This is a genomic window from Inquilinus sp. OTU3971 (genome assembly GCF_038440215.1).
The window spans coordinates 1-26,832 of record NZ_JASATH010000106.1 but is presented as its reverse complement, the minus strand read 5'-3'; the positions used below and the strand labels follow the sequence as shown (position 1 = coordinate 26,832).

27 protein-coding genes are annotated in these 26,832 nt (G+C 69.2%); 11 read left to right on the top strand and 16 right to left on the bottom strand.

What is annotated here, in order from left to right; all coding sequences use genetic code 11:
- Positions 1 to 152: 152 nt before the first annotated feature.
- From AAHM41_RS24170 to AAHM41_RS24165, 3 genes are read left to right on the top strand one after another with little or no spacing between them, the layout of a single operon-like run.
- Positions 153 to 389 (top strand): helix-turn-helix domain-containing protein, encoded by a 237-nt coding sequence (locus AAHM41_RS24170; protein ID WP_446719484.1) that lies wholly within the window; start codon positions 153 to 155, stop codon positions 387 to 389.
- Positions 390 to 426: 37 nt separating this feature from the next.
- The gene (locus AAHM41_RS40705) at positions 427 to 918 is read left to right on the top strand and encodes a helix-turn-helix domain-containing protein (protein ID WP_446719483.1); all 492 of its coding nucleotides are present in this window, start codon (positions 427 to 429) and stop codon (positions 916 to 918) included.
- A 42-nt stretch (positions 919 to 960) separates the two neighbouring features.
- A complete protein-coding gene (locus tag AAHM41_RS24165; RefSeq protein ID WP_342239144.1) occupies positions 961 to 1,662 on the top strand; it encodes a tyrosine-type recombinase/integrase in 702 nt (233 codons plus the stop codon).
- A gap of 463 nt (positions 1,663 to 2,125) precedes the next feature.
- Here AAHM41_RS24165 and AAHM41_RS24160 read toward each other — a convergent pair whose 3' ends face one another.
- Positions 2,126 to 3,853 carry an ABC transporter ATP-binding protein gene (locus tag AAHM41_RS24160; protein WP_342239146.1) on the bottom strand — a complete coding sequence of 576 codons (1,728 nt, stop codon included), beginning with the start codon at positions 3,851 to 3,853 and terminating at the stop codon, positions 2,126 to 2,128.
- Here AAHM41_RS24160 and AAHM41_RS24155 point away from each other — a divergent pair.
- Positions 3,770 to 4,063, top strand: a complete 294-nt coding sequence (locus AAHM41_RS24155; protein WP_342239147.1) for a hypothetical protein — start codon at positions 3,770 to 3,772, stop codon at positions 4,061 to 4,063. The two genes, AAHM41_RS24160 and AAHM41_RS24155, sit on opposite strands and share 84 nt — an antisense overlap.
- Here the strand turns inward: AAHM41_RS24155 and AAHM41_RS24150 are convergent.
- Positions 4,018 to 5,883, bottom strand: a complete 1,866-nt coding sequence (locus tag AAHM41_RS24150) for an ABC transporter ATP-binding protein (RefSeq protein ID WP_342239143.1) — start codon at positions 5,881 to 5,883, stop codon at positions 4,018 to 4,020. The two genes, AAHM41_RS24155 and AAHM41_RS24150, sit on opposite strands and share 46 nt — an antisense overlap.
- A 478-nt stretch (positions 5,884 to 6,361) precedes the next feature.
- Positions 6,362 to 6,676, bottom strand: a complete 315-nt coding sequence (locus AAHM41_RS24145) for a hypothetical protein (RefSeq protein ID WP_342239142.1) — start codon at positions 6,674 to 6,676, stop codon at positions 6,362 to 6,364.
- Between the two features lie 298 nt (positions 6,677 to 6,974).
- Between AAHM41_RS24145 and AAHM41_RS24140 the strand changes: the two genes are divergently transcribed.
- The 3 genes from AAHM41_RS24140 to AAHM41_RS24130 all read left to right on the top strand — a co-directional run bounded on the left by AAHM41_RS24140 (position 6,975) and on the right by AAHM41_RS24130 (position 10,056).
- Entirely contained in the window at positions 6,975 to 8,648 is a 1,674-nt protein-coding gene (locus tag AAHM41_RS24140) for a DEAD/DEAH box helicase (RefSeq protein WP_342239141.1), read from the top strand.
- An 88-nt stretch (positions 8,649 to 8,736) separates the two neighbouring features.
- Positions 8,737 to 9,486, top strand: a complete 750-nt coding sequence (locus AAHM41_RS24135; RefSeq protein ID WP_342239140.1) for an HAD family hydrolase — start codon at positions 8,737 to 8,739, stop codon at positions 9,484 to 9,486.
- A gap of 96 nt (positions 9,487 to 9,582) precedes the next feature.
- Positions 9,583 to 10,056: a VOC family protein gene (locus AAHM41_RS24130; protein WP_342239139.1), complete on the top strand. Its 474-nt coding sequence runs from the start codon at positions 9,583 to 9,585 to the stop codon at positions 10,054 to 10,056.
- Positions 10,057 to 10,087: 31 nt separating this feature from the next.
- Here AAHM41_RS24130 and AAHM41_RS24125 read toward each other — a convergent pair whose 3' ends face one another.
- The 3 genes from AAHM41_RS24125 to AAHM41_RS24115 are packed head-to-tail and all read right to left on the bottom strand — an operon-like array spanning position 10,088 to position 10,760.
- Entirely contained in the window at positions 10,088 to 10,291 is a 204-nt protein-coding gene (locus AAHM41_RS24125; protein ID WP_342239138.1) for a hypothetical protein, read from the bottom strand.
- Positions 10,288 to 10,509 carry a hypothetical protein gene (locus AAHM41_RS24120; protein ID WP_342239137.1) on the bottom strand — a complete coding sequence of 74 codons (222 nt, stop codon included), beginning with the start codon at positions 10,507 to 10,509 and terminating at the stop codon, positions 10,288 to 10,290. Before AAHM41_RS24120 ends, AAHM41_RS24125 begins: the two co-directional genes overlap by 4 nt.
- Positions 10,506 to 10,760 (bottom strand): hypothetical protein, encoded by a 255-nt coding sequence (locus AAHM41_RS24115; protein ID WP_342239136.1) that lies wholly within the window; start codon positions 10,758 to 10,760, stop codon positions 10,506 to 10,508. Before AAHM41_RS24115 ends, AAHM41_RS24120 begins: the two co-directional genes overlap by 4 nt.
- A 97-nt stretch (positions 10,761 to 10,857) precedes the next feature.
- Between AAHM41_RS24115 and AAHM41_RS24110 the strand changes: the two genes are divergently transcribed.
- The 3 genes from AAHM41_RS24110 (at position 10,858) to AAHM41_RS24100 (ending at position 13,828) form a co-directional block, all read left to right on the top strand.
- Positions 10,858 to 11,463 (top strand): LexA family transcriptional regulator, encoded by a 606-nt coding sequence (locus tag AAHM41_RS24110; protein WP_342239135.1) that lies wholly within the window; start codon positions 10,858 to 10,860, stop codon positions 11,461 to 11,463.
- 230 nt (positions 11,464 to 11,693) lie between these two features.
- Positions 11,694 to 13,157: a dihydropyrimidinase gene (hydA, locus tag AAHM41_RS24105; protein ID WP_342239134.1), complete on the top strand. Its 1,464-nt coding sequence runs from the start codon at positions 11,694 to 11,696 to the stop codon at positions 13,155 to 13,157.
- Positions 13,154 to 13,828 carry an O-methyltransferase gene (locus tag AAHM41_RS24100; protein ID WP_342239133.1) on the top strand — a complete coding sequence of 225 codons (675 nt, stop codon included), beginning with the start codon at positions 13,154 to 13,156 and terminating at the stop codon, positions 13,826 to 13,828. Before hydA ends, AAHM41_RS24100 begins: the two co-directional genes overlap by 4 nt.
- Before the next feature lie 9 nt (positions 13,829 to 13,837).
- Here AAHM41_RS24100 and AAHM41_RS24095 read toward each other — a convergent pair whose 3' ends face one another.
- From AAHM41_RS24095 to AAHM41_RS24080, 4 genes are all read right to left on the bottom strand, one after another.
- Positions 13,838 to 14,956 (bottom strand): helix-turn-helix transcriptional regulator, encoded by a 1,119-nt coding sequence (locus AAHM41_RS24095; RefSeq protein ID WP_342239132.1) that lies wholly within the window; start codon positions 14,954 to 14,956, stop codon positions 13,838 to 13,840.
- A 103-nt stretch (positions 14,957 to 15,059) separates the two neighbouring features.
- Positions 15,060 to 16,592, bottom strand: coding sequence for an efflux transporter outer membrane subunit (locus AAHM41_RS24090; protein ID WP_342239131.1), 1,533 nt, complete (start codon positions 16,590 to 16,592; stop codon positions 15,060 to 15,062).
- Positions 16,593 to 16,699: 107 nt separating this feature from the next.
- Positions 16,700 to 18,709, bottom strand: coding sequence for a MacB family efflux pump subunit (locus AAHM41_RS24085; protein WP_342239130.1), 2,010 nt, complete (start codon positions 18,707 to 18,709; stop codon positions 16,700 to 16,702).
- A complete protein-coding gene (locus AAHM41_RS24080; protein WP_342239129.1) occupies positions 18,709 to 19,974 on the bottom strand; it encodes an efflux RND transporter periplasmic adaptor subunit in 1,266 nt (421 codons plus the stop codon). The genes AAHM41_RS24085 and AAHM41_RS24080 overlap by 1 nt, the downstream gene beginning before the upstream one ends.
- 157 nt (positions 19,975 to 20,131) lie before the next feature.
- On the opposite strand from AAHM41_RS24080, the gene AAHM41_RS24075 reads away from it, so the two are divergent.
- Positions 20,132 to 20,437, top strand: coding sequence for a hypothetical protein (locus AAHM41_RS24075; RefSeq protein WP_342239128.1), 306 nt, complete (start codon positions 20,132 to 20,134; stop codon positions 20,435 to 20,437).
- Position 20,438: 1 nt separating this feature from the next.
- Here the strand turns inward: AAHM41_RS24075 and AAHM41_RS24070 are convergent, their stop codons facing one another.
- The 6 genes from AAHM41_RS24070 to AAHM41_RS24045 all read right to left on the bottom strand — a co-directional run bounded on the left by AAHM41_RS24070 (position 20,439) and on the right by AAHM41_RS24045 (position 26,713).
- Positions 20,439 to 20,906, bottom strand: coding sequence for a DUF192 domain-containing protein (locus tag AAHM41_RS24070; protein WP_342239127.1), 468 nt, complete (start codon positions 20,904 to 20,906; stop codon positions 20,439 to 20,441).
- 16 nt (positions 20,907 to 20,922) lie between these two features.
- On the bottom strand, positions 20,923 to 22,029 hold the full coding sequence (locus tag AAHM41_RS24065) for an acetoin utilization protein AcuC (RefSeq protein WP_342239126.1): 1,107 nt from the start codon (positions 22,027 to 22,029) through the stop codon (positions 20,923 to 20,925).
- Positions 22,030 to 22,036: 7 nt separating this feature from the next.
- Positions 22,037 to 22,996, bottom strand: coding sequence for a protein translocase subunit SecF (secF, locus tag AAHM41_RS24060; RefSeq protein WP_342239125.1), 960 nt, complete (start codon positions 22,994 to 22,996; stop codon positions 22,037 to 22,039).
- Complete coding sequence (secD, locus tag AAHM41_RS24055; protein ID WP_342239124.1) at positions 22,996 to 24,609, bottom strand: protein translocase subunit SecD; 1,614 nt, start codon at positions 24,607 to 24,609, stop codon at positions 22,996 to 22,998. The genes secF and secD overlap by 1 nt, the downstream gene beginning before the upstream one ends.
- Positions 24,610 to 24,722: 113 nt before the next feature.
- A complete protein-coding gene (ribD, locus tag AAHM41_RS24050; protein ID WP_342239123.1) occupies positions 24,723 to 26,027 on the bottom strand; it encodes a bifunctional diaminohydroxyphosphoribosylaminopyrimidine deaminase/5-amino-6-(5-phosphoribosylamino)uracil reductase RibD in 1,305 nt (434 codons plus the stop codon).
- The gene (locus AAHM41_RS24045) at positions 26,024 to 26,713 is read right to left on the bottom strand and encodes a GTP cyclohydrolase II (protein WP_342239122.1); all 690 of its coding nucleotides are present in this window, start codon (positions 26,711 to 26,713) and stop codon (positions 26,024 to 26,026) included. The genes ribD and AAHM41_RS24045 overlap by 4 nt, the downstream gene beginning before the upstream one ends.
- Between the last annotated feature and the right edge of the window lie 119 nt (positions 26,714 to 26,832).

The following is a 26,832-nucleotide window of genomic DNA, read 5'->3' as shown; positions in this document are numbered from 1 at the left end:
GGCGGGGGTGGGGGGGGGGTGGGCGCGGGGGGCCGCCCCCCCCCCCCCCCCCCCCCCCCCCCGCCTTGTGAGGTCGAGAGAATCGCTACATCGTCACCAATTCCGTGTCGCGCGTCGATGCAAAATCGCTACACTGTATCGAAAGCTGATCAATGACTCCTGAGCAGTGCCGGATGGCTAGAGCCGCGCTGAATCTGGGGGTTCGAGAGGTGGCCAAACTTGCGAGCGTCTCAACGAACACAATCACGCGCCTTGAACGTGGAGAGCAGTTGAAGGGCAGCACAGTCCAAGCGATCCGAGCGGCTCTTGAGGAAGCGGGGATCGAGTTCATCCCGGACAACGGCAGCGGTCCAGGCGTGCGTCTGAAGAAGTCGAGGTCCGGCAGCTAGGTTTTTCCGCCGCAGGGGGTACGCCCTTCCTGCACCGGTGCGCAAAGGCGGATTGATCCGCCCACCTCCCAAAAGCTGTTCTAGTTGCCGGGAGCCCGCAATAGAGACCGGAGCCGGCGTTGAGGAGCCTGAAGCAGCCGGCCTCCAGGCAAGTTTGCGAAACGGAGTTGGCCATCGAAATAAGCAGCGGCCGATCTTCTGCACTGCCGCCATCCTGCGGTCTGGATTCGGAGTCCATGCCAAGGCCGCAAGGCGGCTGGATATCTGCAGCAGCACGCTGCAGGCACACGTGGCCGCCGGCGACATCCCCTACGTGCTGATCGGTCGCCGAACCAAGAAGTTCAGACCGGAAGATCTGGAGCTCTTCATCGAGCATCGCCGCCGTCAGGAGGTGCCGTGTCCGTCTACAAGCCGAAGGGAAAGCCGTACTATCACTACGACTTCATCGTCCGGGGCCTACGATTTCATGGCAGCACGGGCACGAAGAACCGAGCAGCGGCACAGCAGGCCGAAGCTGCAAAGCGCATAGAGGCGGCGCGCGGACAAGGTCTGGAAGGTCGATGTCGGCGACATGCCGGACTGGGGCCAGCACCTCCTCGAGGAGCCGGAGGAGCGCGTCCGCGAAGCCTCCTATGACGAGGAGGACCGGATCTTCGCCAGCCTGCGGCAGGATCTGCACCCGATCGTCCGTTTCGCCATGATCCGCGGCTACCGCCTCGGCGAATGCCGGCGCCTCACCTGGGCCGATGTCGACTTCGATCGGATGGAGATCCGCATCATCGGGAAGAGCAAGAGGCCCGGCGGCAAGCTCCGCATCGTGCCAATGACGCGCGCCATGGCCGCGTTGCTGCGGGGCTGCCACGGGCACCATCCGGTCTATGTCTTCACCTATATCTGCGAGAAGCCGCGGACGAGCCGTGACGGCACGATCGTCCGCCGCAAAGGCGAGCGGTATCCGATCCGCCGGGACGGATGGCTGCGCCTATGGGGCGATGCGCTCGACCACGCCGGGGTGACGAACTTCCGCCTGCACGACACCCGCCACACCAGCGCCACCCGCGGGCTGTGGGCCTCGGGGAATCTGAAGGCGGTCCAGAAGCAGCCCGGTCACGCCGACATCAAGACGACGGCGAAGTACGCTCATGTGCTGGTGGAGGATATCCGGGAGATGATGGAGGCCGCGTCCCGGTCCGCTGCGGCGTCCCGACATGGTCCCGACCGGGATTCGACAGAAGCGCAAAACGGCATTGAAGATCAGAAGGTTAGGCGGTAGACGCCGCCTTTTCCCAAAGCAGGCACACTACCAGACTGCGCTACGCCCCGTCGGCCCGAACGCCGCAGGTTTCCTAGAGGTTTTGCAGTGGGTTGGCAAGGAGCTTCTGCCGGGCCAATGAGAACAAAACAGCACCCGCTCCGGCGCTCCGAATCGAGGACTCCCGACATAGTCCTGACCGATGTTCCACATTTGTTCAGATCTCATGCAAGAGATCCCAGCGTCATCGCTGGACGGGCGAGAATTGGTCTGAGGAAGTCGGCCGAAGCCATTTTGAGGAAACGCAGGTGGAACCCGCTTGATTTCGAGGGATCCCGGCGAAAGCGTCCTTGCCCAAGCAGGCCCGCTGTTGGGAATCTGGCCGCGACCCGGAACAGGCCGGGCCAGATCCGCACCCATCTGGAAGCATCGCCCGGGCATGCGACGCGATCGTGACGGGCTGAGAAGTAGCGCGGCCCGAGGTTCAGGTCGCCACGCCCACCGGCGCTTGATTCATGACGACCCCGTCCGGGATGTCGTCGAACGACGCGTAGTTCATGGTGTAAAGCCGGGCGTAGAGTCCCTCGGCCGCCATCAGTTGGTCATGCGTGCCCGCCTCGATCTTCTCGCCGTTCTGCAGCACGATGATGCGGTCGGCGTGGCGGATGGTTGCCAGGCGATGGGCAATGACCAGGCCCGTGCGTCCTTTCAGCAAGGTGACCAGGGCCTTCTGGATCAGCATTTCGGTGTAGCTGTCGATATTCGCCGTCGCCTCGTCCAGGACCAGGATCCGGGCGTCCGACACCAGCGCCCGGGCGAAGCTGATGAGCTGACGCTGGCCGATCGATAGATTTCCGCCGCGCTGGTCCAGAACCGTCTCATAGCCGTTGGGCAGACGCGTGATGAATTCGTGGGCACCCACCGCCTTCGCGGCGCGGATCACCGTGTCGAGGGTTGCATCGGTCTTGTGATAGCGGATGTTCTCGAAGACGGAGCCCGAGAACAGGAACGGCTCCTGCAGGACCATGGCCACCTGCTGCCCGAGCGAATCCTGGGTCAGGTCCCGCACGTCGTGGCCGCCCACCATCACCTGGCCGTCCCAGACATCGTAGAAGCGATGCACGAGCGCCATGGCGCTAGACTTCCCCGAGCCCGTGGGGCCGACGAGGGCGACGGTCTCGCCCGGATTGACGCGGAAGCTCACATTCTTGAGCACCGGCTGCCCGGTCCGATAGCCGAAGGTCACATCCCTGAACTCGACCGACCCGTCCGTGGCCGGCGGCAGATCGATCGCATCCGGCCGGTCCTCGATCTCCACGGGAATGTCGAGCACCTCGGCGATGCGGTGGCCCGAGGCCATGGCCCGCTGCATGACGCTGTACTGCAGGGTCAGCGAACGGATCGGGTCGAAGAAACGCTGAATATAGAACAGGAAGGCGACCATGATGCCGATGTCCAGGGTGTTGCCCAGGACCATCGAGCCGCCGACGACGATGACCACCGCCATGGCGACGCCGGTCAGCGTGTCCACGATCGGCACCATCACCTGTGCATATTTCGCGGCGCGGAGATGCGCGCGCAGATTGCCGTGGGCCTTGTCGCCATAGAGACGCAGGTTGAGCTGCTGACGGCCCATGCTCTGGACCGTGCGCACACCGTGGATCCCCTCGGCCAGCGCGCCATTCGCGACCGAATTCGTCTCATGGGCGGCCATGAAGGCGTCGCGGGCTCGCGGCAGCCACCAGAGGCGCACGACGAACAGCACCGGCATCACCGACAGGGTGAGAAGGCCAAGCCGGACGTCCAGGAGAAGCATCACGGTGATGATGCCGGCCAGGAGCGCCATGTCGCCGACGGAGAGCACCGACGTCTCCATGAATTCCTGCATGGAGTTGACGTCGCCCTGCAGTCGCGACATCAGCCGGCCGACCTCCGTCTTGTCCATGAAGGACAGGGACACGCGCTGCAGATGCTCGAACATGGCGCGGCGCATGTCGAACAGGACGTTCTCTGCAGCCTTGCCGACCACCGTCTCCTGCACATGGCTCGCGCCGTAGTTGACCAGGATCGCCACGGCGAAGGCGATCACGGCTGCCATCAGGGCGCCGCGACTGCCGGCCGCCATGCCATGATCGATCGCGAAGCGGATGATCAGCGGGATGGCGACCTGGCTCAGGGTGAAGAGCAGCACCGCCGCGATCGCCACGATCATCTTGCGACGATACGGATAAACGAATTGCCAGATGCGGCGGACGATGCGCCCGTCGAAGGCCGCACCGAACACCTCCTCTTCCGGGCGATGGGATCCGACGACGGCGCGCGGCGGACGGCCGCGCTGATCCTCGACCTCGTCTCTGTCCTCGGATTTAACGGGCATCAGTTCACCGCCGGCTGCGCGGCGTCGTCGCCGGGCCGCATCTGAAGGTCGTAGAGCGCTCGGTATCGGCCGCCTTGGGCGAGCAGTTCCTCATGGGTGCCGCGCTCGATGATGCGGCCATCCTCGATGAACAGGATCTGGTCGGCGTGCATCAGGGAGCTCAGCCGATGGGCGATGACGAGCGTCACGCGGCCCTTGGCGAAGCGCCGCATGGCGCTGCGGATCCGCTGCTCGGTGCCGGCGTCGATCGCGGCGGTGGAATCGTCGAACACCATGATGGCGGGCTTCAGCATCAGGCTGCGCGCGATCGAAAGCCGCTGGCGCTGCCCACCGGAGAGGGAGACTCCGCGCTCGCCGACGACGGTGCCGTAGCCCATCGGCAGCCCGAGGATGTAGTTGTGCAACTGGGCGGATTCGCTGGCGCGCGCGATCTGGTCGTCTTTCGCCCATGGATTGCCATAGACGATGTTGTTCTCGATCGAGGTGGTGAACAGGAAGGAATCCTGCTGCACGATGCTGACCGCCTGCCGCAGGGAGTTGAGCGTGACCTTGCTGATGTCCTGCCCGTCGATCGTGATCCTGCCGCCGGCGACGTCGTAGAAGCGCGGAATGAGATGCACCAGGCTCGACTTGCCCGCCCCCGGGGATCCGACGATCCCGATGGTCTCGCCACGCCGCGCCTCGAAGCTGATGCCGGACAGGACCTTGCGCTCCCCGGCCCCCGGATAGCGGAAATCGACGTCCTCGAACCGCAGGACGCCGTCGGTCACCACGAGGTCCTTGGCTCCCGGCTCGTCCTTGATGGCGAGATCGAGATCGAGCAGGTCGAAGAGACGCGTCCCGCATGTCGAGGCACGGGCGAAGGAATTCACCAGAAGGCCCAGCTGGCGTACGGGCATCTGCAGGATGGTCGTGAAGGTCAGGAAGGTCGCCAGCGTGCCGACGCTGATCTCGCCATCGATGACCCTGTTGCCGCCGACCCAGAGCACCAGCCCCATCGCGAGAAAGAAGGAGAAATTCATGGCGGAGGTGTTGACCACGCGGAGATCCACGCGCTCGTGCCCGATCTCGAGGGCGCTTTGCGAGGCCCGGTCGAACTTCTCGAGCTCGTGCTTCTGGGCCGCGAATGCGCGCACGACGCGAATCCCGCCAAGGTTTTCCTCCATGACCCGGCTGAGGACGGACATACGATCCTGCAGGGTGAGCCAAGTCGAGCGCATGCGGAGTTGAGTCACCGAGGAGCGCCAGGCGACGAACGGCACGAAGCTCAGGCTCAGCAGGCCGAGCACCAGATCCGTGCTGAGAAGCAGATAGGCGCCGACGCCGATCAAGACCGTCAGCAACACGAGCCGTACGACCCCGGTGCTGAAGAACATGCGCACACCTTCGAGGTCCAGCATGCCGAGCGTGATCAGGTCGCCGGTGTGCACCCGGTCGTGAAAGCTGAAACTCAGGCGCTGCAACTTCTCGTAGCAGGCGAGACGCAACTCGTAGCCGATATGGTGCCCGACCGCTTCCCCGAAATAATTCTGCAGCATCGTGAAGATGCCGCGGAAGACGCTGACTGCGAGCAGCACCAGAGCGGTCGTCATCAGCGCCGTCTCGGCCTGCATCGCCGATTCACCCGCGGCCGCGAGAACGCCGCGGGCCTGGTCGACGGCCTGGCCGAGGAGACGGGGGATGAACAATTGAAGGGTCGCGGCAATGAAGGTCGATCCGATGGCGATGCCGACTTGCCAAGGATGACGCAACGTCATGCGGGTAATGCGAAGGAGTGTACCGACTCCGCGGCCCCATTGTGCCGCTGCAATATGGGCGCGCGAATCATCGCGCCTAGGCGCGCTCGCGATCGTATCGGTGCTCACGGGGCGATCCAGTGCTTCCAATACACTGCCGATGGGGAGCCGAGGCTCGGTCGGGCAGTTCCGTTCTTCGAGCCATAACGCACCTTTTCGGCGGCGAGTTCAAGCGGGGCCGAAGGATCGCATGGGGGCTTGTGACGGTCGGCCAATTGCCACCGATTCCGACCTTCGGACCGTCCCAGCCTGTGCCCGGCGCTCAGGCAGGCGAGGCAAAGTCCGCACGCTGCCAATATCGCCAAACAGCTGGGGCCGCTGCGGTTGCCTGAAGATCGAACGCCAAGGCTTTGATGGCGGCACGGCCAGCGACGCCCCTGGTTGTTGCATCGAATGACTGCCACAGGCGATTCCCCGGGCAAGGCAGCGATCGAGGGTGCTTGTCACGCCGAGAGAACCCGAATTCGGGCGCCAGTTCGTTCGATGCGACGAGCCCATCAAGCGTGCTCGTGCGTCAGCGAACGGTCGAACAGGCTCGTCATCTCGTTCACGCGGCCCTGCTCCCGATCCCTGAGCTGGTCGCCTGGATCCATTTGACCCTGGGCGCCAGCGAGCGGCCGGGGGACCCGTCCGTGGCATCCGGCGGGAAGCCCCACAGGATATCCGCGTTCGCGAGATGCCGGCGCCAGCGCGCTTCCTGTTCCTCGCCGCGCCGGAATCCTGCCGGGCCGTTGTGGTCGGCCACATACCGGGTCGGCGGGAGGAGATCCGGCTCGTGGATGACGTCTACCATGTCGGGGGCGACGGCGCGGATGCGGGCGACGTGCTCCTCCTCGAGCGGGCTGGCGATGAGCACATTCAACCGATCGGTGCTCCGGTCCCTCGCGCCAGGCATGGTGCGCCGGGTGGGTCCCGACCGAGATTCGGCCTTCGTTCCGGATCGGTCGTCGGCTGGTGGGGCGAAACCGTCGCACCCCGAAGGCAGCCCTGCCCTTGTGCGCGGCGCCCGGTTCGCGTATCGATGCGCGCGACGATCCAGAGATCTTTTGCCGTTGGACCGGCCCGCAGCGATGCGGCGGCCGTCCTTCGGCATTTGAGAAAACCGGGATCCCCATCAGGAGCAGTGTCCGCCACGGCTCGAAACAAGGGTCTAGTGCGACATGCCCTTCTCCCCCGCCCCCGCCAGCCTGCTGCACGCCCTGTCCGAGCGCGGCTATGCCGAACCCACGCCGGTCCAGGCCGCGGTGCTGCAATCCGAGAATGCGGACCGCGATCTGCTGGTCTCGGCCCAGACCGGCTCGGGCAAGACCGTCGCCTATGGCCTGGCCCTCGGCAGCACGCTGCTCGGCGATGCCGAGCGCCTCGGGCCCGGCGGGGCGCCGATTGCCCTGGTGATCGCCCCGACCCGCGAGCTGGCACTGCAGGTGCAGCGCGAGCTCGATTGGCTGTACCAGCCGGCCGGGGGCCGCGTCCTCGCCTGCGTCGGAGGCATGGACGCCCGGCGCGAGCAGCGCCTGCTGGCCGCCGGCTGCCACATCGTCGTCGGCACGCCTGGGCGCCTGCGCGACCATATCGAGCGCGGCCAGCTCGACCTCTCGGCGTTGCGCGCCGTGGTACTGGACGAGGCCGACGAGATGCTCGACCTCGGCTTTCGCGAGGATCTCGAGGCGATCCTCGACGCAGCCCCGGCGGAGCGCCGGACCCTGCTGTTCTCGGCCACGCTGCCGAAGGAGATCATCGCTCTCGCCCGGCGCTTCCAGCACGATGCCCTGCGCATCGCCATGTCGGCACGCGACGAGCCGCATCGCGATATCGAGTACCGGGCCATGCCGGTCGCGCCACACGAAGCGGAGCGGGCCGTCGTCAACATCCTGCGCTTCTTCGAGGCGCGCGGTGCCATCGTGTTCTGCTCGACCCGCGAGGCGGTGCGCCGCCTGCAGGGCAACCTGCTCGAACGCGGCTTCGCCGTGGCGGCGCTGTCCGGCGAGCTGAGCCAGGTCGAGCGCAACCGGGCTCTGCAGGCGCTGCGCGACGGCCGGGCGCGGGTCTGCGTCGCCACCGACGTCGCGGCGCGCGGGCTCGACCTGCCGGACCTCGGCCTGGTCATCCATGCCGAGCTGCCGCGTGACGCCGAGGTCCTGCAGCATCGCAGCGGCCGCACCGGACGGGCCGGGCGCAAGGGCGTCAGCGTCGTGCTGGTCCCGTTCAACCGCCGCTACCAGGCCGAACGGCTACTCGGCGCCGCCCGGGTCGAGGCGGTCTGGTCGCCGCCGCCGGCGGCGGACGAGATCCGCGCCCGCGACCAGGCACGGCTGGCCCAGGACACGATCCTGGCCGAGCCGGCGACGGAAGAGGACCTGGCGGGCGCTCGCGCCCTGCTGGCCGAGCGCAGCGCCGAGGATCTCGCCGTCGCCCTGGTCCGCCTGCATCGCAGCCTGCTTCCCGCGCCCGAGGAATTGTCGCCGCCGCCGGAGCGGCCCGCCTCGGCCGACCGGCGCCCGCCCCGTCCCGCCCGGGAGGGCGGCCCGGCCCGCGAGGGTGACGGTGAATCGGTCTGGTTCCGGATGAATGTCGGCCGTGCCAACAACGCCGACCCGCGCTGGCTGCTGCCCTTCCTGTGCCGCCGCGGCCATGTCACCAAGGCCGAGATCGGCCGGATCGAGATCGCCGAGCGGCAGAGCCGGGTCGAGATTGCCCGCCACGCCGCCGGCCGCTTCGCCTCCTCGATCCGCCGGCCGGACGCGCAGGACCGACACATCCGGATCGAGGAGGATCGTCCCCACCGCCCCGCTCCGAAGCATCCGGCGCCGCGGGCGAAGCCGCCGCGGCACTGACCGTCGGGACGCCTGTTCGCCAGCACGCTTGCGTGGGACGCCGCGCCCGGCGCAAATGCAGGCTCGATCCGCAGACCGGTGGCCCAGAATGCAGCTTCCCCGCGCGATCCTGTTCGACCTCGACGAGACGCTGATCTCTGCCTATGGCCGACCGGAGGCCGCCTGGGCCGCGGTCACCGCCGAATTCTCCGAGGCGCTGGCTCCGTGGTCCTCCGCCGAGATCGCCGCCGCAATCGGCGCCTTCGCGCGTGACTTCTGGGCCGACGCCGACCGCCACCGGATCTGGCGCCAGCGGATCGGCGAGGCCCGGCGCGTGATCGTGGCCGGCGCCTTCGACACCCTCGCCGCCGGCGGCCGCCCGCTTCCCGCCGCCGCGGTCCTCCACCGCCTCGCCGACCGCTTCACCGCCTATCGCGACGAGCAGATGCACCTGTTTCCCGACGCCCATGCCGTGGTCGACGGCTTCCGGGCGCTCGGCATCCGTCTGGCCCTGGTCACCAACGGCGCGGCCGAGGCCCAGCGCGCCAAGATCGCGCGCTTCGACCTGGCGCATCGGTTCGATCACATCCAGATCGAGGGCGAGCACGGCTTCGGCAAGCCGGAGGAGCGCGCCTATCGCCATGCGCTGCAGGTGCTGGGAGTCGATCCGGCCGAGACCTGGATGGTCGGCGACAACCTCGAATGGGAGGTGGCGGCGCCGCAGCGCCTGGGCATCCACGCGATCTGGGTCGACGGAACCGGTGACGGGGTACCGTCGGGCTCGACGATCCGGCCGGACCGCATCATCCGGGCGGTGGCGGAGCTGCTGACGGAAGCACCCGACAGAACGGCCGCCTGATCGCGCCCGCCCACCCTGCCCGCCCCGGCGCGCATCCTGTATGATCGGCGGCAGGGCGCGATCGAACGCGCCGCGATCCACCTCAGGGAGGAGGCCATGGCCGTGCAGGTGAAGCCGATTCCGGACGGCTACCCGACCGTCACCCCCTATCTCATCGTCCGCGGCGCCGCCGCGGCGATCGACTTCTACCGCACCGCCTTCGGCGCCGCCGAGCGCATGCGCATGGACGCGCCCGGCGGCACCATCGGCCATGCCGAGCTGACGATCGGCGGCAGCCTCATCATGCTGGCCGACGAGATGCCGGAGTCGGGCTGGTCCAGCCCGACCGCCATCGGCGGCACGCCGGTCTCGCTGCATCTCTATGTCGTGGATGTCGACGCGGTGGTGGAGCGGGCCCTGGCCGCCGGCGCCACCCTGTCGCGGCCGGTGGCCGACCAGTTCTACGGCGACCGGCTGGGCACCGTGGTCGACCCCTTCGGCCATGTCTGGAGCATCGCCAGCCATATCGAGGACGTGCCGCCGGAGGAGATCAGGCGACGGGCCGAGGCGCTGTTCGGCGGCAAGGCGTAGCTCCTGATCCGTCCGGCAGGGCGCCGGCTTTTCACGCCTCCATCTTCCGCTTGCCGTAGAGGCGGTCGGCCTCGTTCACGATCGCCTGGCGGATCCAGTCGTCCTCGACCTCCTCGGGCCGGATCACGACGACACCCTGGCCGTGCCAGGCCGCGGCCCGCATCCGGCGCAATTGTTCCGCCTGCGCCGGCGAACGCCGCTGGTTTCGCGACAGGCTGCTGCGCGGCTCGCTCATCGCAGCCACCGCTCGACCTCGCTGCCGCCGACGACCCGCACGGCCGGCCGGCCGCTGCGCAGGACCAGCGCGCCGGCGATCACCGCCTGCAGCCTGCGGCTGTGCTCGACCAGGACGACCAGGTCGTCGACCAGTTGCGCCAGCGCTTCGGCCGGCAGCGCCGCGACGGCGGCGATCGGCATGCCCTCGATCTGGTCGAGGGTCGGCAGGGTGCTCATGGCTTTCTCCGTGACGGGGTTGAGTGGCGTCGAGGGCGCTGCGATGCCTCCTCGGCGTGCAGCCGGACCAGCAGGTCGTAGTCGACGCCGAAGATGCCGCGCCGGGCGGCGGCGGCGACGAAGCGGGGCCAGAAGCGTACCGGGACCGACCGGCGCACCCGCATCATCCGCAGATGCTGCGGCGACACGCCGAGATCGGTGGAGAGATGACCCTGCCTCGGCCAGCGAGTGAACAGGTCATCGAAGTTCATGATCGGCTCATCCATGAGTCGACGATACGTTTCGTATTCAGTTAACGCAATACGAAATGAATTGTTGCCCAGTTACAAAACGTGCTAAATGCCCGGCATGCTGGAACCGCATCAACGCCTCGTGCTGGCACGGACCAAGGCGGGTCACGAGACCGCTGCGGACGCCGCCCGCGCCTTCGGCTGGAGCCCGATCACCTACCGCGCCCATGAATCCGGGCTGCGCGGCCTGCGCCGCGACGCCGCCGGGCGATACGCCGCCGCCTTCGGCGTCTCCGAGGCCTGGCTGCTCACCGGCGAGGGTGCCCCGGCGGGGCTGCGCCCGATGGTGCCGGTGGTCGGCCATGTCGGCGCCGGGGCCGAGATCCACATGTTCGAGGGCGACCAGTCGACCGAGCGGATCGACGAGGCCGACGCACCACCGGCGGCCGACGAGCACACGGTCGCCGTCATCGTCCGCGGCGATTCGATGGCCCCCGCCTTCCGCGACCGCGACATCATCTACTATCGCAACGTCCGGGCCGATCCGGACCAGTTGATCGGCCGGGAATGCGTGATCCGGCTGGCCGACGGCCGGACCTTCGTCAAGATCCTGATGCGCGGCGGCGGCCCCGGCTTCTTCACCCTGTTCAGCTACAACGCGCCTCTGATCTCCGATGTCGCGATCGAATGGGCCGTGCCGGTCAAATGGGTGATGCGGGACTAGAGGGAGATACATTCCGTATTGACTCACGAAAGAAAGATACGTAACGTATTCATCGGCTCCACATGAGCCGCTTTCCTCCCTGACCTCACCGGGGCCGTGCAGGCCCCGGCCTTTTTGTGTCGGCGGCCGGCCTGACCAAACGGTCAGGATCGATCTTGCCTCGCCTCGCGATCCGTCCCACTCTCCCCAGCAACAGGGACAAGGCACGCGACAAGAGGAGAGCGCCGGCCATGACGATCGCACTCAAGGGCGGCACGGTGGTGAACGCCGACCGCAGCTTCCGCGCCGATGTGATCTGCGACGACGGCAGGATCGTCGCCGTCGGCCCCGACCTCGCCGCCCCGACCGGCGCCCGGGTGATCGACGCCTCGGGCAGCTACCTGCTGCCGGGCGGCATCGACCCGCACACCCATATGCAGTTCCCGTTCATGGGCACGGTGGCGGCCGACGACTATTACACCGGCACCGCCGCGGCGCTGTCCGGCGGCACCACCATGATCATCGACTTCTGCATCCCCGGCCCGCAGCAGAGCCTGCTGGACGGCTATCGGCAGTGGCGCGAATGGGGCGAGAAGGCGGTTTCCGACTGGTCGCTGCACGTCGCCATCACCTGGTGGTCCGACCAGGTGCGGGAGGAGATGGGCACGCTGGTGGCGGACCACGGCGTCAACAGCTTCAAGCACTTCATGGCGTACAAGAACGCCCTGATGGTCGATGACGACGTGCTGATGCACAGCTTCACCCGCTGCCGCGAGCTCGGTGCCCTGCCCATGGTGCATGCCGAGAATGGCGACATCGTCTGGCTGCTGCAGAAGGCGCTGCTCGAGGCCGGCATCACCGGGCCGGAGGGCCACGCCCTGTCCCGCCCGCCGGAGGTCGAGGGCGAGGCCGCCAACCGCGCCATCATGATCGCCGGCGCCGCCGGGGTGCCGCTCTACATCGTCCACACCTCCTGCCGCGAGGCGCATGAGGCGATCGCCCGGGCCCGCGCCAACGGCCAGCGGGTCTATGGCGAGCCGCTGATCCAGCACCTGACCCTGGACGAGAGCGAGTACCGCAACAAGGACTGGGCCTATGCCGCCGCCCGGGTGATGAGCCCGCCCTTCCGCTCCAAGGACCACCAGAAGTCGCTGTGGGACGGGCTGACCGCCGGCAGCCTGCAGGTCGTCGCCACCGACCATTGCGCCTTCCGCACCGAGCAGAAGCGGATGGGGATCGACGACTTCACCCTGATCCCGAACGGCACCGGCGGCATCGAGGATCGGATGGCGGTGCTGTGGACCCATGGCGTCAACACCGGCCGGCTGACCCCGAGCGAGTTCGTCGCCGCCACCTCGGCCAACGCCGCGAAGATCTTCAACCTCTACCCGCAGAAGGGCGTGATCGCGCCCGGCGCCGACGCCGACCTGGTGGTCTGGGACCCGGCCGCGACCAGGACCATCAGCGCCGCCACCCAGCATTCCAACATCGAGGTCAATGTGTTCGAGGGGATGGAGGTGCGCGGCCTGCCCGTCATCACCCTGAGCCAGGGCAAGGTGGTGTGGGAGAACAACGAGCTGAAGGTGCAGCGCGGCGAAGGCCGGTTCGTGCCGCGCCCCGGCACCGCCCCGGTGTTCGAGGCGATGAAGATCCGCAACGAGCTGCGCCGGCCGGTCCCGGTACAGCGCAACCCCAGCGTGCATGTGACGCCATGAGCATCGGCCTCGACGACGCGCTCCAGACCTATCTGCTCGACGCCTCGCTGCGTGAGCCGGAGATCCTGGCCCGGCTGCGGCAGGAGACGCGCCGGGTCGCGGCCGATCGGGCCGGAATGCAGATCACGCCGGAGCAGGGCCAGTTCATGGCCCTGCTGGCCAGGCTGATCGGCGCCCGCCGGCTGGTCGAGATCGGTACCTTCACCGGCTACAGCGCGCTGGCGGTGATGCTGGCGCTGCCGCCGGAAGCCCGTCTCCTCTGCTGCGACGTCAGCGCCGAATGGACCTCGGTCGCCCGGCGCTACTGGCAGGAGGCGGGGGTCGCCGACCGGATCGAGCTGCGCCTGCAGCCGGCCCTCGACACGCTCGAAGAGCTGACGCGCGCGGACTGGGCCGGGACCGTCGACATGGTGTTCGTCGATGCCGACAAGGACAACTACCCGGCCTATGCCGAGGCGGCGATCGGCCTCTTGCGCCCGGGCGGGCTGCTGCTGGTCGACAACGCGCTGTGGAGCGGCCGCGTGGCCGACCCTGCCGACCGCACGCCGGGCACCGAGGCGATCCGCCGGGTCAACACGATGCTGCGCGACGACAAGCGGGTCGACTTCTCGCTGATCCCGATCGGCGACGGCGTGGCCCTGGCGCGGAAGCGGGGTGCGGGAGAGAGTTAAGGTTCTCCCCTACAGCACCCCCGCCGAAAGCTTCCGCACCACCTCGGCCTGGCGGCGGGTGTCGGTCTTGGCGAAGATGCTCTTCAGCTGGCTGCGCACGGTCAGCGGCGAGACGCCGTCGACCGCGGCGATCTCGGTCGGGGTCAGGCCTTCGATCAGCCGCCGCGCCACGCGCAGCTCCGCCGCGGTCAGGCCATAGGCGGCGCGGGCGCTCTCGATCCGCGCGGCGGCGGAAGAGATCGCCGGGTCCTCGATCAGCACCATCGCCGCGGCACCGGCGAAGAACACCTGCACCGATGCAGGATCCAGCTGTACAAACCGCACCCGCAGCGGCGCGCGGTCGCCGTCGCGCCGCAGCAGCTGCGTGTCGAGCAGGCCGCGCGACAGACCCAGGCGGATCGTTCCCAAGGCGCGGTCGAGCGCCACGGTGACCTCGGGCGAGGAGAAGCGCAGACACCCCTCCCCGTCCTGGCCGACCGCGCCGCCGGCGGCGATCAGGACCTCTGCCGCCTGGTTGCAGTGGCGGACCCGCCGGTCCGGCGCGACCAGGATCAGGCCGATGCCGAGCAGGTCCAGCACCGACAGGCCGTCCTGTAGGACGGCGCCGGCCTGCGGTGAGCGGCGGTAATAGACGAAGACCCGGCGCAGATGCGGCGCCAGCTGGCCGAGCAGCGCGCGGGCGGAATCCACAGTGGCATCGTCCGCCTCCGCGCCCAGCACGCTGAGCATGAAGTTGCAGCGCTCCTCCTTGTACACCGTGACGCCGACGGCCGTGCCGAGGCCGTAAGGCTGCAGATAGTCGGCGTAGAATTCGGTGCGCAGCAGATCGGGACGCGGCAGCATCTCCTCCGCCCGCACCGCCAGCCCGACCGGGCGCTGCGCCGCTGCCCGCATCCACGGATTCACCCGGCTGAAATGGCTGCCATAGGCAGCGACCGCATCGGCCGAGAAGCCGGTGTTCAGGGAAAACGCGCCACCGCCGCTGTCGATGTCGTGGAAGAACAGCACCGCCTTGCCGTTCGGCAGGCAGGTCGCGACCTCCCGCAGGAACAGGTCCCACCCGATCTCACCGACCAGCGCCGCATAGATGCGGTCGATCAGGACGGCCGCGCGATCCGACTCAGCCAACCCGGCTCCCCCTGCCTGGATGCCGCAATTCCAACCATAGCATCGATTGCCAAGATGGCGGATTCCAGGCTGCGCTACGCCCCAATTGGGTATGCGACACGCTTCAGCTGCCGGCGGCAGCCTTCACCGAGGACACGGACCAGCCGCCGCCCAGCGCCTTGTAGAGCGCGACCGCCGCCTGCAGCCGGTTGGACTTGGCCTGGACCAGCTGGTCGCGGGCGGAGAAGTAGCTCTGCTGCGCGTTCAGCACGGTCAGCAGGTCCACGGCGCCGGCCCGGTACTGCGCGTCGGACAGGCGGAACGCCTCGCGCGCCTGGGCCACCACCTCCTGCTGCGCCTGGTAGGCCAGCCCGCTCTGGCGGGTCGCGATCAGCGCGTTCTCGACATCGCCGAAGGCGGCCAGCACGGTCTTCACATAGGTCTGGCCCAGCTCCTGGTACTGCGCCTCGGTGAGCTGGACCGCGCCGCGCAGGGCGCCGCCCTCGAAGATCGGCTGGGTCAGCGAGGCGGCGAGGCTGTAGAGGGTGTTGGCGGAGTTGAACAGGGTGCCGAGCGCCGCGCTCTGGACCCCGCCCTGCCCGGTCAGCTGGATCGACGGGAACAGCTGCGCCTTCGCCTCCTTCGCGTTGAACCGGGCGGCGAGCAGCTGCGCATCGGCGTTCTGGATGTCCGGCCGGCGGTCCAGCAGCGAGGACGGCAGGCCCGCGGCCACCACCGGGATCTCCAGGTCGTCGAGCGATTGGCGCTGCAGCGACAGCCGCTCCGGCGGCTCGCCGAGCAGCAGCGCAAGCGCGGTCTCGGTCTGCTGGCGCTGCTGCTCCAGCGGCGGGATCGCGGCCTTCTGCTGCGCCACCACCGTGCGCTGCTGCGCCACATCGAGGGCCGAGGCGGCGCCCGCACTCTCCTGCGCCAGCACCACATTCAGCACCTGCTGGGCGTTGGCCAGGTTGTCGCGCGCGATCGCCAGCCGATCCTGGAACTCCAGCACCTGTACATAGGTGGTGGCGGTGCTGGACGTGACGGTCAGGGCGACGGTGTCGCGGTCGTAGCGGCTGGCCAGCGCCGAGGCCTGCGCCGATTGCAGCGCCGCCCGGTTCTTGCCCCAGAGATCGATCTCGTAGCTCGCCGAAAGCTCGGCCGAGAACTGGTCGCTGATCGTCCGGCTGGAACCGGTGCCGAAGCTGCTGGCGCGCTCCGGCGAGACCGAATGCGAGGCGTCGCCGGCGGCGCCGACGCTGGGCAGCAGCGGCGCGCCGGCGATCCGCGCCTGGGCATCGGCCTGCAGCACCCGGGCGACGGCGGCGCCGATGTCCTGGTTGTTCTGCTGGGCGGTGCGGATCAGGCCGTCGAGCTGGGACGAGCCGAAGCTGCGCCACCAGCCCGTCTCCGGCCAGGTGGTGCCGGCCGGTCCCTCGGCCTTCCAGCCGCCGGGGATGTCGAGGGCGGGCTTGTCGTCCTCCGGCCCGGCGCAGCCGGCCAGCAGGGCGACGGTCAGGACGGTGGGCAGAACCGTTGAGCGAATCCGAATGGCGCCGGGCGATCTCGTTTTGCCTCTCCCGCCGGACGCGGGAGAGGTCGGACATCCGCCAGGATGTCCGGGTGAGGGCTGGTCCAGGTCTCGACGAACTCCCCTCACCCGGAGCCGCTTCGCGTCTCCGACCTCTCCGGCGAGCGGGAGAGGCAATCGGTCACGGCCTTGGATTGCCGCGAAAGGACTTGGGACACGCATCAAGCGAAGCATGGTCACTCGGCGGACAGGGCGACGACGGGGTCGAGGGTGGCGGCCTTGCGCGCCGGCATGTAGCCGAAGATCAGGCCGGTCAGGAAGGCGCAGCCGAAGGCCAGCAGCACCGGCCCGGGCGAGAACAGGATCGGCGTGCCGAAGGCCCGCAGCGCCGCCGCCACGGCCAGGCCGCCGACCACGCCGATGGCGCCGCCGATCGCCGAGACCACCACGGATTCGGTGATGAATTGCTGCAGGATGTCGCGCATCCGGGCGCCGGTCGCCATCCGCACCCCGATCTCCCGCGTGCGCTCGGTGACGCTGACCAGCATGATGTTCATCACCCCGATGCCGCCGACCAGGAGCGAGATGGCGGCGACCGAGCCGAGCAGGATGGTCAGCGTGTTCTGCGTCGCCGAGACGGTCTCGATCAGCGACGACATGTTGCGGATCTGCACGTCCGGGCGGCGGTGCCGCGCCTCCAGCAGCGCCTGCACATCGGCCTGGGTCTCGTCGATCCGTGCCGTGTCCTCGACCTGCACGGTGATCGAGCGGACGAAGCGCTTCCCGAACACCCGCAGGCTGCCGGTCGACAGCGGCATGAAGGCGATATCGTCCTGGTCGGTGCCCCACGTCGTGGCGCCCTTCGGCTCCATCAGCCCAATCACCTGGAACGGGATGTTGTTGACCAGGACGTAGCGGCCCAGCGGATCGACACCGTCCGGGAACAGGATCCGCGCCGTGGTCTGACCCAGCACGATCACCGGGGCGTAGCTGGCCTGATCGCCCGGCGCGATGAAGCTGCCGCGCTCGACCGACCAGTTGCGCGCCTTGGTGAAGTCCGGCGTCGTCGCGTCGGCCTGGGTCGAGTAGTCGGTGTTGCCGTAGCGCAGGGTGACGGTGCCGGTCAGCTCCGGCACCGCTGCGGCGACGTTGGGCACCTCCGCCAGCGCCTCGGCGTCCTCCGGCACCAGCGTCGCGATCACGCCGTCGGCGGTGCGGTTGTTGCTCTGCGCCGGGCGGATCAGCAGCAGGTCGGTGCCCATCGCCGAGATGCGGTCGACCACCGACTGCTTCGCCCCGTCGCCGATCGCCAGCATGGCGATCACCGCGCCGACGCCGATGACGATGCCGAGCAGGGTCAGGATGGTGCGGAACAGGTTGGCGCGCAGCGCCCGCAGCGCCATCTTCACCGCCTCCGCCATGTCGGCGACGCCCAGCGCGCCGGCATCGCCCGCATGGATTCCCTCGGCCCCGGCCGCGGCCACCGCAGGCCCGCGCGCTCCGCTGTCGCCGACGATGTGCCCGTCACGGATCTCGATCAGCCGGTGCGCGTGCTCCGCCACCGCCCGGTCATGGGTGATCAGGATGACGGTGCGGCCGGCCTCGCTCATGCGCTTCAGCAGCGCCATCACCTCGGCGCCGCTGCGGCTGTCCAGGGCGCCGGTCGGCTCGTCGGCCAGGATCACCCGGCCGCCATTCATCAGGGCGCGGGCGATCGACACCCGCTGCTGCTGGCCGCCCGACAGCTGGTTCGGCCGGTGGCCGGTGCGGTCGCCGAGGCCGAGCGAGCCCAGCAGCTGCTCCGCCCGCTCGCGCCGCTCGGCGCCGGAGATGCCGGCATAGATCGCCGGCACCTCGACATTCTCGGCCGCGGTCGCCGACGGGATCAGGTTGTAGCTCTGGAAGATGAAGCCGAAGGTCTCGCGCCGCAGATGCGCCAGGGCGTCGCGGTCCAGCGTCGCCACATCGGTGCCGTCGACCCGGTAGGTGCCGCCGGTCGGCCGGTCGAGGCAGCCGAGGATGTTCATCAGCGTCGACTTGCCCGAACCCGAGGCGCCCATGATGGCGACGAACTCGCCGGAGTGGATGTCCAGCGAGATGCCGTGCAGCACCTCCACCGCCAGGTCGCCGTTGACATAGGTCTTGGTGACGTCGCGCAGCGACACCAGCGGCCGGGCGGCGGCCTGGCCGGATGTCGCCGGCGTCTGATCACCGGCTGCCGCCGGCCGGGGCTCGCGGATGTCCATCAGAGCCTCGGAGTCCGGACCGGCCCGGCCTGCTGCGGCGCGGCATTCGGCCGGCGGGAGCCGGTGATCACCTGCTCGCCCGGCTCCAGCCCGCTCAGGATCTCCGCCTGCGCCCGGTTGGTGACGCCGACCGTCACCGCGCGGGTCTCGATCGACCCGCTCGGCTTCAGCACGCGTACCGTGGCCCGCCCCGGCGCGGCCGAGGAGGTGCCGGGCGACAGGCCGGACAGCGCCGTGACCGGCACCAGCAGCGTGTCCTGGGCCGCGGCCGAGACGAAGAACACCTGCGCCGTCATCTGCGTCATCAGCGCGCCGTCCTGGTTCGGCACGTCGAACAGCGCGTTGTAGAGCACGACGTTGTTGACCACCTCCGGCGTCGGCTGGATCTGCCGCAGCGCGCCGTACCAGCGCTTGTCGGGCATGCCGAGGGTGGTGAAATAGGCGGTCATGCCGAGCCGCAGCCGGCTGACATCGGCCTCCGAGACCTGCGCCTCGACGGTCATGGTCGTCAGGTCGGCGACCTGGACGATGATCGGGGCCGACTGGTTGGCGTTCAGGGTCTGGCCCCGGCGCGCCGATTGCGACACCACCGTGCCGTCGATCGGCGCGTAGATCTTGGTGTAGCCGAGATTGGCCTCGTCGCCCTTCAGGGTCGACTGGATCTGGCGGGTCTGGGCGTCGATGGCGTCGAGCTGGGCTTGGGCCGCGGCGAACGCCGCCTCGGCCACCTGCAGCGCGTCGTCACTGGTGGCACGCGACGCCTTCAGGTTGCGCTGCCGCTCGGCCTGCTGCCGGGCCAGCAGGAGCTGCGCTTCCTTCTCCGCCCGCTGGGCGGCGAGGTTGGCGATCTGCGCCCGGTCGGCCTCGACCCGCGACTGGTAGACGGTCGGGTCGATCTCGGCCAGCAGGTCGCCGGCCTTCACCCGGTCGCCGATCGCGACATGCAGGGTCCTGAGCTGGCCGGAGACCTGGGTGCCGACATCGACATAGCTCAGCGGCTGCAGCGTCCCCAGCGCCGTGATCGCATCCTCGATGTCGCCACGCTCCGCCGTGGCGGTGAGCCAGAGCTGGTCGGGCGCGACCGCGCGGCCCCAGCGATACCACGCCCCGCCGGCCACGGTCAGGCCGAGGACCAGCAGCGCCAGCAGCAGAAGGCGGCGCCGGCGGGGTGTCTTGCCGCGCGCGGTCCGGGCCGGCGTGGGCAAGGGCGGCGGCGGCGCCACCTCCCGCAGCCTCGGCTCGATCTCAGTCCTGGTATCCGGCATGCCCCTCAGCCCGCAATCGTGTCGCCCCTTCACGGTCCGGCTGGCGATTTCCGGCGCGGGGCCGGCTGTCGTATGGCTGGTCTGGCCGAGGCTCTCCGATTATACCGGTTTCCTGGCCTCCCGGCCGCAGAGACTCCGACACGGCTTCGAGGCAGGCATGGCCCGTGCGGCAGCGATCGCATTTTCCGGCATTCTCCTGGCAGCCCCGGCCCTGGCGGCACCGGCCTCCTGCGGGCCGCACGATGTGGTGGTGGACTATCTGGCACGCGCCTTCCAGGAGGCGCCGGCGGGCGCCGGCACCGCCAACAGCGGTGGCCGGGTCGAGCTGTTCACGGCGCCGAAGGGGCGGAGCTGGACGCTGCTCTATACGGGGCCGGACGGGCAGTCCTGCATGATCGCCGCCGGCCGCGGCTGGGCCCCGCCCCTGCCCGGCCCGGACGAGGAGACCACCAAACCGCGCTGACCTAGCCCTTGGCCGCGCCGATCAGCGAGTGGACCACCCGGTCGCCCGGCTTGATGTCGAGGAAGCGGGCGATGCCGCCGTTCAACTCCAGCACCGCCTTGGCCGGCCCGTCCGAGGCGCGGGGATCCAGGGTCTGCGGCGGCACCTTCTCGAGGATGTTGGCGATCGTCCCGTCGGTGCGGATGAAGATCATGTCGAGCGGGATCAGCGTGTTCTTCATCCAGAAGGCCCGCGGCCCGGCCTGGTCGAACACGAACAACATGCCGGCGTCCGGCGCCATCGTCTCGCGGAACATCAGGCCGCGCTGCTGCTGCTCCGGCGTCAGCGCCAGCTCGACTGCGAAACGGAAGCTCTTGCCCGCCGCGGTCTCGATGGTGAGGTCGCTGGTCTTGAACTGGGCCGCCTCCTGCGCCGGGACGGGACCGACGGCGGCAAGCAGCATGGCAAAAGCGGCGAGGAGCGTCTTCATCGGTCGTCCCATCTCGTCAGGGTGTCATGACGGCACGGATCACGGCCTGGACCTCCGGTCGCACCGAGCCCGGCCGCGGCAGGTCGTCCATCCGGTCGAACCAGGCAGGTTCGGGCGGGGTGCCGCGGCGGCGCGACCAGGACAGGCCGGCCAGCACCGTACGGGACGCCACCGTCAGCGGCGCCGCCGGATCGAAGCCGTTCAGCACCGCCCAAACCCCGGCCCAGCAGCGCCCCACGGTCCAGGGATTGTAGCCACCGCCCCCCAGCACCAGGAGACGCGGCGCGATATCGCGCACCGCCGCCACCACGTCCCACAGGGCGTGGTTGGACAGCGACAGACGGCTCAGCGGATCGTCATGCAGCGCGTCGGCGCCGCATTGCAGCACCACGACCTGCGGCCGGAACCGCTCGACCAGCGGCAGCAGCGCCTGGTCGCGCACCGCCGCCATCTCGTCATCGTTCAGCTCGCGCGGCATCGCCAGGTTGCGGGCGTTGCCGCCGCCGCGGTCGTCGACCTTGCCGGTGAACGGCCAGCGCTGCGCCTCATGCACCGACACGGTGAGCACCCGGGCGTCGCCGGCGAAGGCGTCCTGCACCCCGTCGCCGTGATGGGCGTCGACGTCGAGATAGGCGATGCGGTCGACGCCGCGGTCCAGCAGGTCGAGGATCGCCAGCACCGGGTCGTTGAAGTAGCAGAAGCCGGAGGCGCGGTCGGGCCGGCCGTGATGCAGCCCGCCCGCGGGGCTGTAGACCACCTCCCCCTCCGCCACCAGGCCGGCGCCGAGCAGCGAGGAGCCGCAGGCGGTGGCCGGGCGGCGGAACACCTCGCCGAAGATCGGGTTCTCGATCCCGCCGAGATTGTGCCGCTGCCGGCGCGCCGGATCGAGATCCTGGTCGCGCTCGGCATCCTGCACCGCCGCGACATAGTCCGGGTGGTGGAACCGGGTCAGGGCCCCGGCCCCGGCCAGCGGGCCCTCACGGTACTGGCCGCCGGCCAGCCACCCCTGGGCCCGGATCAGGTCGAGTGCAGTCGACACCCGCGGGATGGCGAGCGGATGCTTCGGCCCGTAGCTGGAACGCCGGTAGACCTCGCTGCCGATCAGGATCGGCCGCGCCGCCATCGCCGGATCAGGCCCCCTTGCCCGCCGGCTTGCCATCCGCCGGAGCCGCCGGCGGCGCCTTCTTGCGGAACAGCTTGTCCTCGCCGAGGAACAGCAGGATCGGCGCCGCGATGAAGATCGAGGAGGTGGTGGCGACGACGACGCCGATCAGGATGACGATGGCGAATTGCTGCAGGTTCTCGCCGCTCCAGATCGCCAGCGGCAGGCAGGCCAGGAAGGTGGCCAGCGAGGTGCCGATGGTGCGGTTCAGCGTCTGGTTGATCGACAGGTCGATCAATTCCCGCAGCGGCATCGACTTGTACAGCCGCAGGTTCTCGCGCACCCGGTCATAGACCACGACCTTGTCGTTGACCGAATAGCCGAGGATGGTCAGCAGCGCCGCGATCGAGGTCAGGTTGAACTGCATGCCGGTGACGGCATAGACCCCGATCATCTTGGTGACGTCGAGGACCATGGTGACCACGGCGCCGACGCCGAACTGCCATTCGAAGCGGAACCAGATGTAGAACAGCATGGCGACCAGGGCGAGGCCGAGCGCCAGCATGCCGTTCTGGAACAGCTCGCCCGAGACCGTGCTGCCGACGGAATCGACGCTGCGGATCACCGTGCCCGGCACGGTGTCGGTCAGGGTCTTCTTGACCGTGTCGAGCGCCGCCTGCTGCTGCTGTTCGGTCGGCTGCGCCTCCATCCGGATCAGCACGTCGCTGGGCGAGCCGAACTGCTGCAGCTGGACCTGGCCGAGGCCGAGGGCATCGAGCCCGGAGCGCAGCACCGTGAAGTCGGCCGCCTGCGGCGTCTGGATCTCGATGGCGATGCCGCCCTTGAAGTCGACGCCGTAGTTCAGCCCGGGATGGAAGTACAGCACCACGGAGGCGATGCTGAGGAAGGCCGAGGTGGCGAGGCCGGCGATGCGGCCCCGCATGAACGGGATCTTGGTGTCGTCCGGGACGAGACGGAGCCAGAACATCACGCTTTCCTCAGCACGGGCAGGACGGTGGGGCGCTTACGGCGGATCCAGGTGACCATCATGAACCGCACCAGCACGATGGCGGTGAACATCGAGGTCAGGATGCCGATCCCGGTGGTGACGGCGAAGCCGCGCACCGGGCCCGTGGTCAGCGTGTACAGGATCGCCATCTTGATCAGCGAGGTGATGTTGGCGTCGAAGATCGTGCCGAAGGCCCGGCTGAAGCCCGCATCCATCGCCGAGAACGGCGACCGCCCCCGTTTCGTCTCCTCGTGCAATCGCTCGTTGATCAGGATGTTGGCGTCGACCGACATGCCGAGGGTCAGCAGCATGCCGGCGATGCCGGGCAGGGTCAGCGTCGCTTCGAGCAGCGACAGGATCGCCACCGTCAGCACCATGTTCATGACCAGGGCGATGTTGGCGAACAGGCCGAACAGCCCATAGGCCAGCAGCATGTAGGTGATGACCAGGACGAAGCCGACGGCGACGGCGATGATGCCGGCCTGGATGGCGTCGGCGCCCAGGTCGGGGCCGACCGTGCGTTCCTCGACGATGGTCAGCGGCGCCGGCAGCGCGCCGGCGCGCAGCAGCACGGCAAGGTCGTTGGCGCTCTGGGCAGTGAAGTTGCCGCTGATCTGGCCGCGGCCGCCCAGGATCGGCTCGTTGATGTTCGGATAGGTGATGACCTTGTCGTCGAGCACGATGGCGAAGGGCTTGCCGACATTGGCCTGGGTGACCTGACCGAAGCGGCGGGCGCCGGCGCTGTCGAACTCGAAGTTCACCACCCATTGCCCGTTCTGCGAATTCGTGCCGGCGCGGGCGTCGGTCAGGTTGGCGCCGTCGACCTCGATCCGCTTGCGCACCGCGATCGAGGTGCGCTCACCCTGCCGCGGATTCTCGATCGGCAGCACCTCGGTGTCCGGCGGCACCGGCTGGCCCGGCTGGTAGTCGAGATTGACCAGGTGGAAGGTCATCTTCGCCGTCTGGCCCAGCAGGCGGCGGATGCGGTCGGGGTTCTGCTCGCCCGGCAGCTGCAGCAGGATGCGGCTCGAGCCCTGGCGCGAGATCAGCGGCTCGCGCGTGCCGCTCTCGTCGACGCGGCGGCGGACGATCTCGATCGACTGTTCGACCGCCCGCGCCTCGCGGTCGCGCAGGCCCACCTCGGTCAGGGTCAGGCCGGCCTTGCCGTCGCTGCCGACGCTGATGTCGAGGTCGCGCTGGCCGCCGGCCAGCGGGTCGACGGCGCCGGTCAGCAGATTCTCGGCCAGCAGCGTCCGCACCCGGTCGGCCTGGCCGGGGTCGGACAGGGTGAAATTGACCGAATGGTCGTTCACCGCAAGGTCGCTGAAGACGATGTTCTCGCGCCGCAGCAGGCTGCGGATCGAATCCTGGATGTTGGCGAGGCGGGCGTCGACCACCGCCTTCATGTCGACCTCCAGCAGGAGGTAGGAACCACCCCGCAGGTCGAGGCCGAGATTCATCTGGCGGGCCGGGATCCAGGACGGCAGCGCGTCGAGCGTGCTGCGCGGCAGGAGGTTCGGCAGGCTCAGGATCACGCCGAGGAGGCACACCACCAGGATGGTGACCTTCTTCCACGGGGCGAAATACATCATCGACGGCAAGCTCTCATGGGTTCGGTCGGTTCGGGCTGGCCCGGCCGAGACATCACAGATCCGGCCCGGCACGCCGGACCGCAGGGCGCGCACGGTACAATGCGCGCGATCGTTTAGCCATGGCGAAGTGGCGGGGTCGTGGCACCGGCGTCGACAAGCCGCGCCAGATGCGCCGCCACGGCCGGCGAGACGTATTCCGCCAGCAGGTCGGGGCCGAGCGCGGCGGTGGCGATGGGCCGCCAGTCACGCGTCGCGGCGGCGCTGCCGGGGAAGGAAATGCGGTTGCGCTCGCCGCCGCCGATCACCGGCGCGATGAAAACATGGGCCAGGTCGACGCGGCCGGCCTCGAGCAGCAGGCCGAGCAGGCGCGGGCCGCCCTCGACCATGACCGAGCCGACCGGCCGGCCGAGCCGCGCCACCATGGCCGGCCCGGCCAACGTGTCGAACAGGGCGTCGACCGGCGGCCCGTCCGGCAGCGCCAGCATCGCCGCCGAGGGCGGCAGCAAGGCCTCCAGCGCCGCCGCCTGCCGCGCCGCCGCCTGCCTCAGCAGGAACACGGTCGGCGCGTCAGCGGAGAGCAGCCCGGATTTCCAACGGTCGAGCCGCTGCGGCAGGGCGGCCAGGGCCCGACCGTTCGGGTCGTAGACCAGGCGCAGGGGATGGCGGTGCCGGTCGCCGGCGGCGTCGCGCACGGTCAGGGCGGGATCGTCGGCCAGCACGGTGCCGGCGCCGACCAGGATGGCGTCGTATTTCTGGCGCAGCCAATGGGTGTGGGCACGCGCCGCCTTGCCGGTCAGCCAGCGCTCGGCACCGTCGTCATAAGCGAGCTGGCCGTCCAGCGTCTGCGCCCATTTCGCCGCCACCAGCGGCCGGCCGAGACGCTGCCGCAGCAGGAAGGGCGCGTGCCAGGCCGCCGCCTCCGGCGCCAGCGCGCCGACGCTGACGGCGACGCCGGCGGCCTGCAGCCGGGCCAGGCCGGTGCCGTCGACCAGCGGGAACGGATCGCGCAGGGCCACCACGCAGCGCGCCAGACCGAGCGAGGCCAGGAGGTCGGCGCAGGGCGGCTGGCGGCCGTGATGGCTGCAGGGTTCGAGCGTGACATAGGCGGTGGCGCCGCGGAACGCCGAACGGTCGGCCACTGCCTCGACCGCCGCGCGCTCGGCATGGCGCTCGCCGATCCGCTCGGTGGCGCCGCGCGAGATCACGTGACCATCGCGGACGATGATGCAGCCGACCACCGGGTTCGGGTCCGACAACCCGTTGTGGGTCATCGCCGTCCGCAGCGTCTCCAGCATCCAGGCTTCGTCTTCGCCCGCCATCCGGGTGGGCGGCGCGGCGTCGCGCAGCGGCTCCGGCAGCGTGTCGCGAAGGACGCCGCCGAAGCCGAAACCCGGCGAGAGCCCGGCCAGCAGTGTCAAGGCTTGCCCAGGCGGCGCACCCCCGGGGTGTCGCCGACAGCCATGGGCAGCACCTTGGCCTGACCGGAAATCTCCGTCAGATCAATTCGATGCGAGTGCTTCTTCACCTTGGCCTCAAGGTACTGGATGTTGTGCTCGGTGATGAAGACGCCGGTCGGGACGATCTCGGCGATCTCGATCCCGGCAGCCTCGAGCTGCTTCGCCTTGTCGGGGTTGTTGGTCAGCAGCCGGATCCGCTTGACCCCGAGCGCCAGCAGCATCTGCGCCGCCGGGGTGAAGTCCCGCATGTCGTGCGGAAAGTTCAGCCGCTCATTGGCCTCGAAGGTGTCGAGCCCCTGGTCCTGCAGCACATAGGCGTCGAGCTTGGCATAGAGGCCGATGCCCCGCCCTTCCTGACGCAGATAAAGGACGAAACCGCCTTCCTTGCCAATGCGATGCAGGGCGTCGTTCAGCTGCGGGCCGCAATCGCAGCGCTGCGAGCCGAAGACATCGCCGGTCAGGCACTCCGAATGCACCCGCACCAGCGGCACGTCGCGGCCTTGCGGCCCGAGGGCGATGGCGAAATGCTCGCCGCCGTCGCCGAAGCCGCTGAAGGTGTGAAACACGCCCTTCCCCGCCCCGTCCAGGATCGGGATGGTGACGGTGGTGCGGATCTCGACCCGCGGCGGGTTGACCGGTGCCTGCATCGAATACCCCGACGGCCGCGCCGCGACCGACCTCGTGAAACCGTGGGGGACAATATCGGTGGCCGGCCCCGATATTCCCAGCCCTGACGAACGGAGATCGGCTATGCGGCGGATTAACC

What these genes read in the sequence shown, in the direction of transcription:
- AAHM41_RS24170 (WP_446719484.1), top strand. Translation starts at nt 153, where the DNA reads ATGACTCCTGAGCAGTGCCGGATGGCTAGAGCCGCGCTGAATCTGGGG.
- AAHM41_RS24080 (WP_342239129.1), bottom strand. Translation starts at nt 19,974, where the DNA reads ATGCCGGATACCAGGACTGAGATCGAGCCGAGGCTGCGGGAGGTGGCG.
- AAHM41_RS24075 (WP_342239128.1), top strand. Translation starts at nt 20,132, where the DNA reads ATGGCCCGTGCGGCAGCGATCGCATTTTCCGGCATTCTCCTGGCAGCC.
- AAHM41_RS24085 (WP_342239130.1), bottom strand. Translation starts at nt 18,709, where the DNA reads ATGGACATCCGCGAGCCCCGGCCGGCGGCAGCCGGTGATCAGACGCCG.
- AAHM41_RS24065 (WP_342239126.1), bottom strand. Translation starts at nt 22,029, where the DNA reads ATGGCGGCGCGGCCGATCCTGATCGGCAGCGAGGTCTACCGGCGTTCC.
- AAHM41_RS24160 (WP_342239146.1), bottom strand. Translation starts at nt 3,853, where the DNA reads ATGATCGTGGCGATCGCGGCGGTGCTGCTCTTCACCCTGAGCCAGGTC.
- AAHM41_RS24140 (WP_342239141.1), top strand. Translation starts at nt 6,975, where the DNA reads ATGCCCTTCTCCCCCGCCCCCGCCAGCCTGCTGCACGCCCTGTCCGAG.
- AAHM41_RS24155 (WP_342239147.1), top strand. Translation starts at nt 3,770, where the DNA reads ATGATCGATCGCGAAGCGGATGATCAGCGGGATGGCGACCTGGCTCAG.
- AAHM41_RS24115 (WP_342239136.1), bottom strand. Translation starts at nt 10,760, where the DNA reads ATGAACTTCGATGACCTGTTCACTCGCTGGCCGAGGCAGGGTCATCTC.
- AAHM41_RS24045 (WP_342239122.1), bottom strand. Translation starts at nt 26,713, where the DNA reads ATGCAGGCACCGGTCAACCCGCCGCGGGTCGAGATCCGCACCACCGTC.
- secD (WP_342239124.1), bottom strand. Translation starts at nt 24,609, where the DNA reads ATGATGTATTTCGCCCCGTGGAAGAAGGTCACCATCCTGGTGGTGTGC.
- hydA (WP_342239134.1), top strand. Translation starts at nt 11,694, where the DNA reads ATGACGATCGCACTCAAGGGCGGCACGGTGGTGAACGCCGACCGCAGC.
- AAHM41_RS24070 (WP_342239127.1), bottom strand. Translation starts at nt 20,906, where the DNA reads ATGAAGACGCTCCTCGCCGCTTTTGCCATGCTGCTTGCCGCCGTCGGT.
- AAHM41_RS24125 (WP_342239138.1), bottom strand. Translation starts at nt 10,291, where the DNA reads ATGAGCGAGCCGCGCAGCAGCCTGTCGCGAAACCAGCGGCGTTCGCCG.
- AAHM41_RS24130 (WP_342239139.1), top strand. Translation starts at nt 9,583, where the DNA reads ATGGCCGTGCAGGTGAAGCCGATTCCGGACGGCTACCCGACCGTCACC.
- AAHM41_RS24165 (WP_342239144.1), top strand. Translation starts at nt 961, where the DNA reads ATGCCGGACTGGGGCCAGCACCTCCTCGAGGAGCCGGAGGAGCGCGTC.
- AAHM41_RS24135 (WP_342239140.1), top strand. Translation starts at nt 8,737, where the DNA reads ATGCAGCTTCCCCGCGCGATCCTGTTCGACCTCGACGAGACGCTGATC.
- AAHM41_RS24110 (WP_342239135.1), top strand. Translation starts at nt 10,858, where the DNA reads ATGCTGGAACCGCATCAACGCCTCGTGCTGGCACGGACCAAGGCGGGT.
- AAHM41_RS24100 (WP_342239133.1), top strand. Translation starts at nt 13,154, where the DNA reads ATGAGCATCGGCCTCGACGACGCGCTCCAGACCTATCTGCTCGACGCC.
- secF (WP_342239125.1), bottom strand. Translation starts at nt 22,996, where the DNA reads ATGTTCTGGCTCCGTCTCGTCCCGGACGACACCAAGATCCCGTTCATG.
- AAHM41_RS24120 (WP_342239137.1), bottom strand. Translation starts at nt 10,509, where the DNA reads ATGAGCACCCTGCCGACCCTCGACCAGATCGAGGGCATGCCGATCGCC.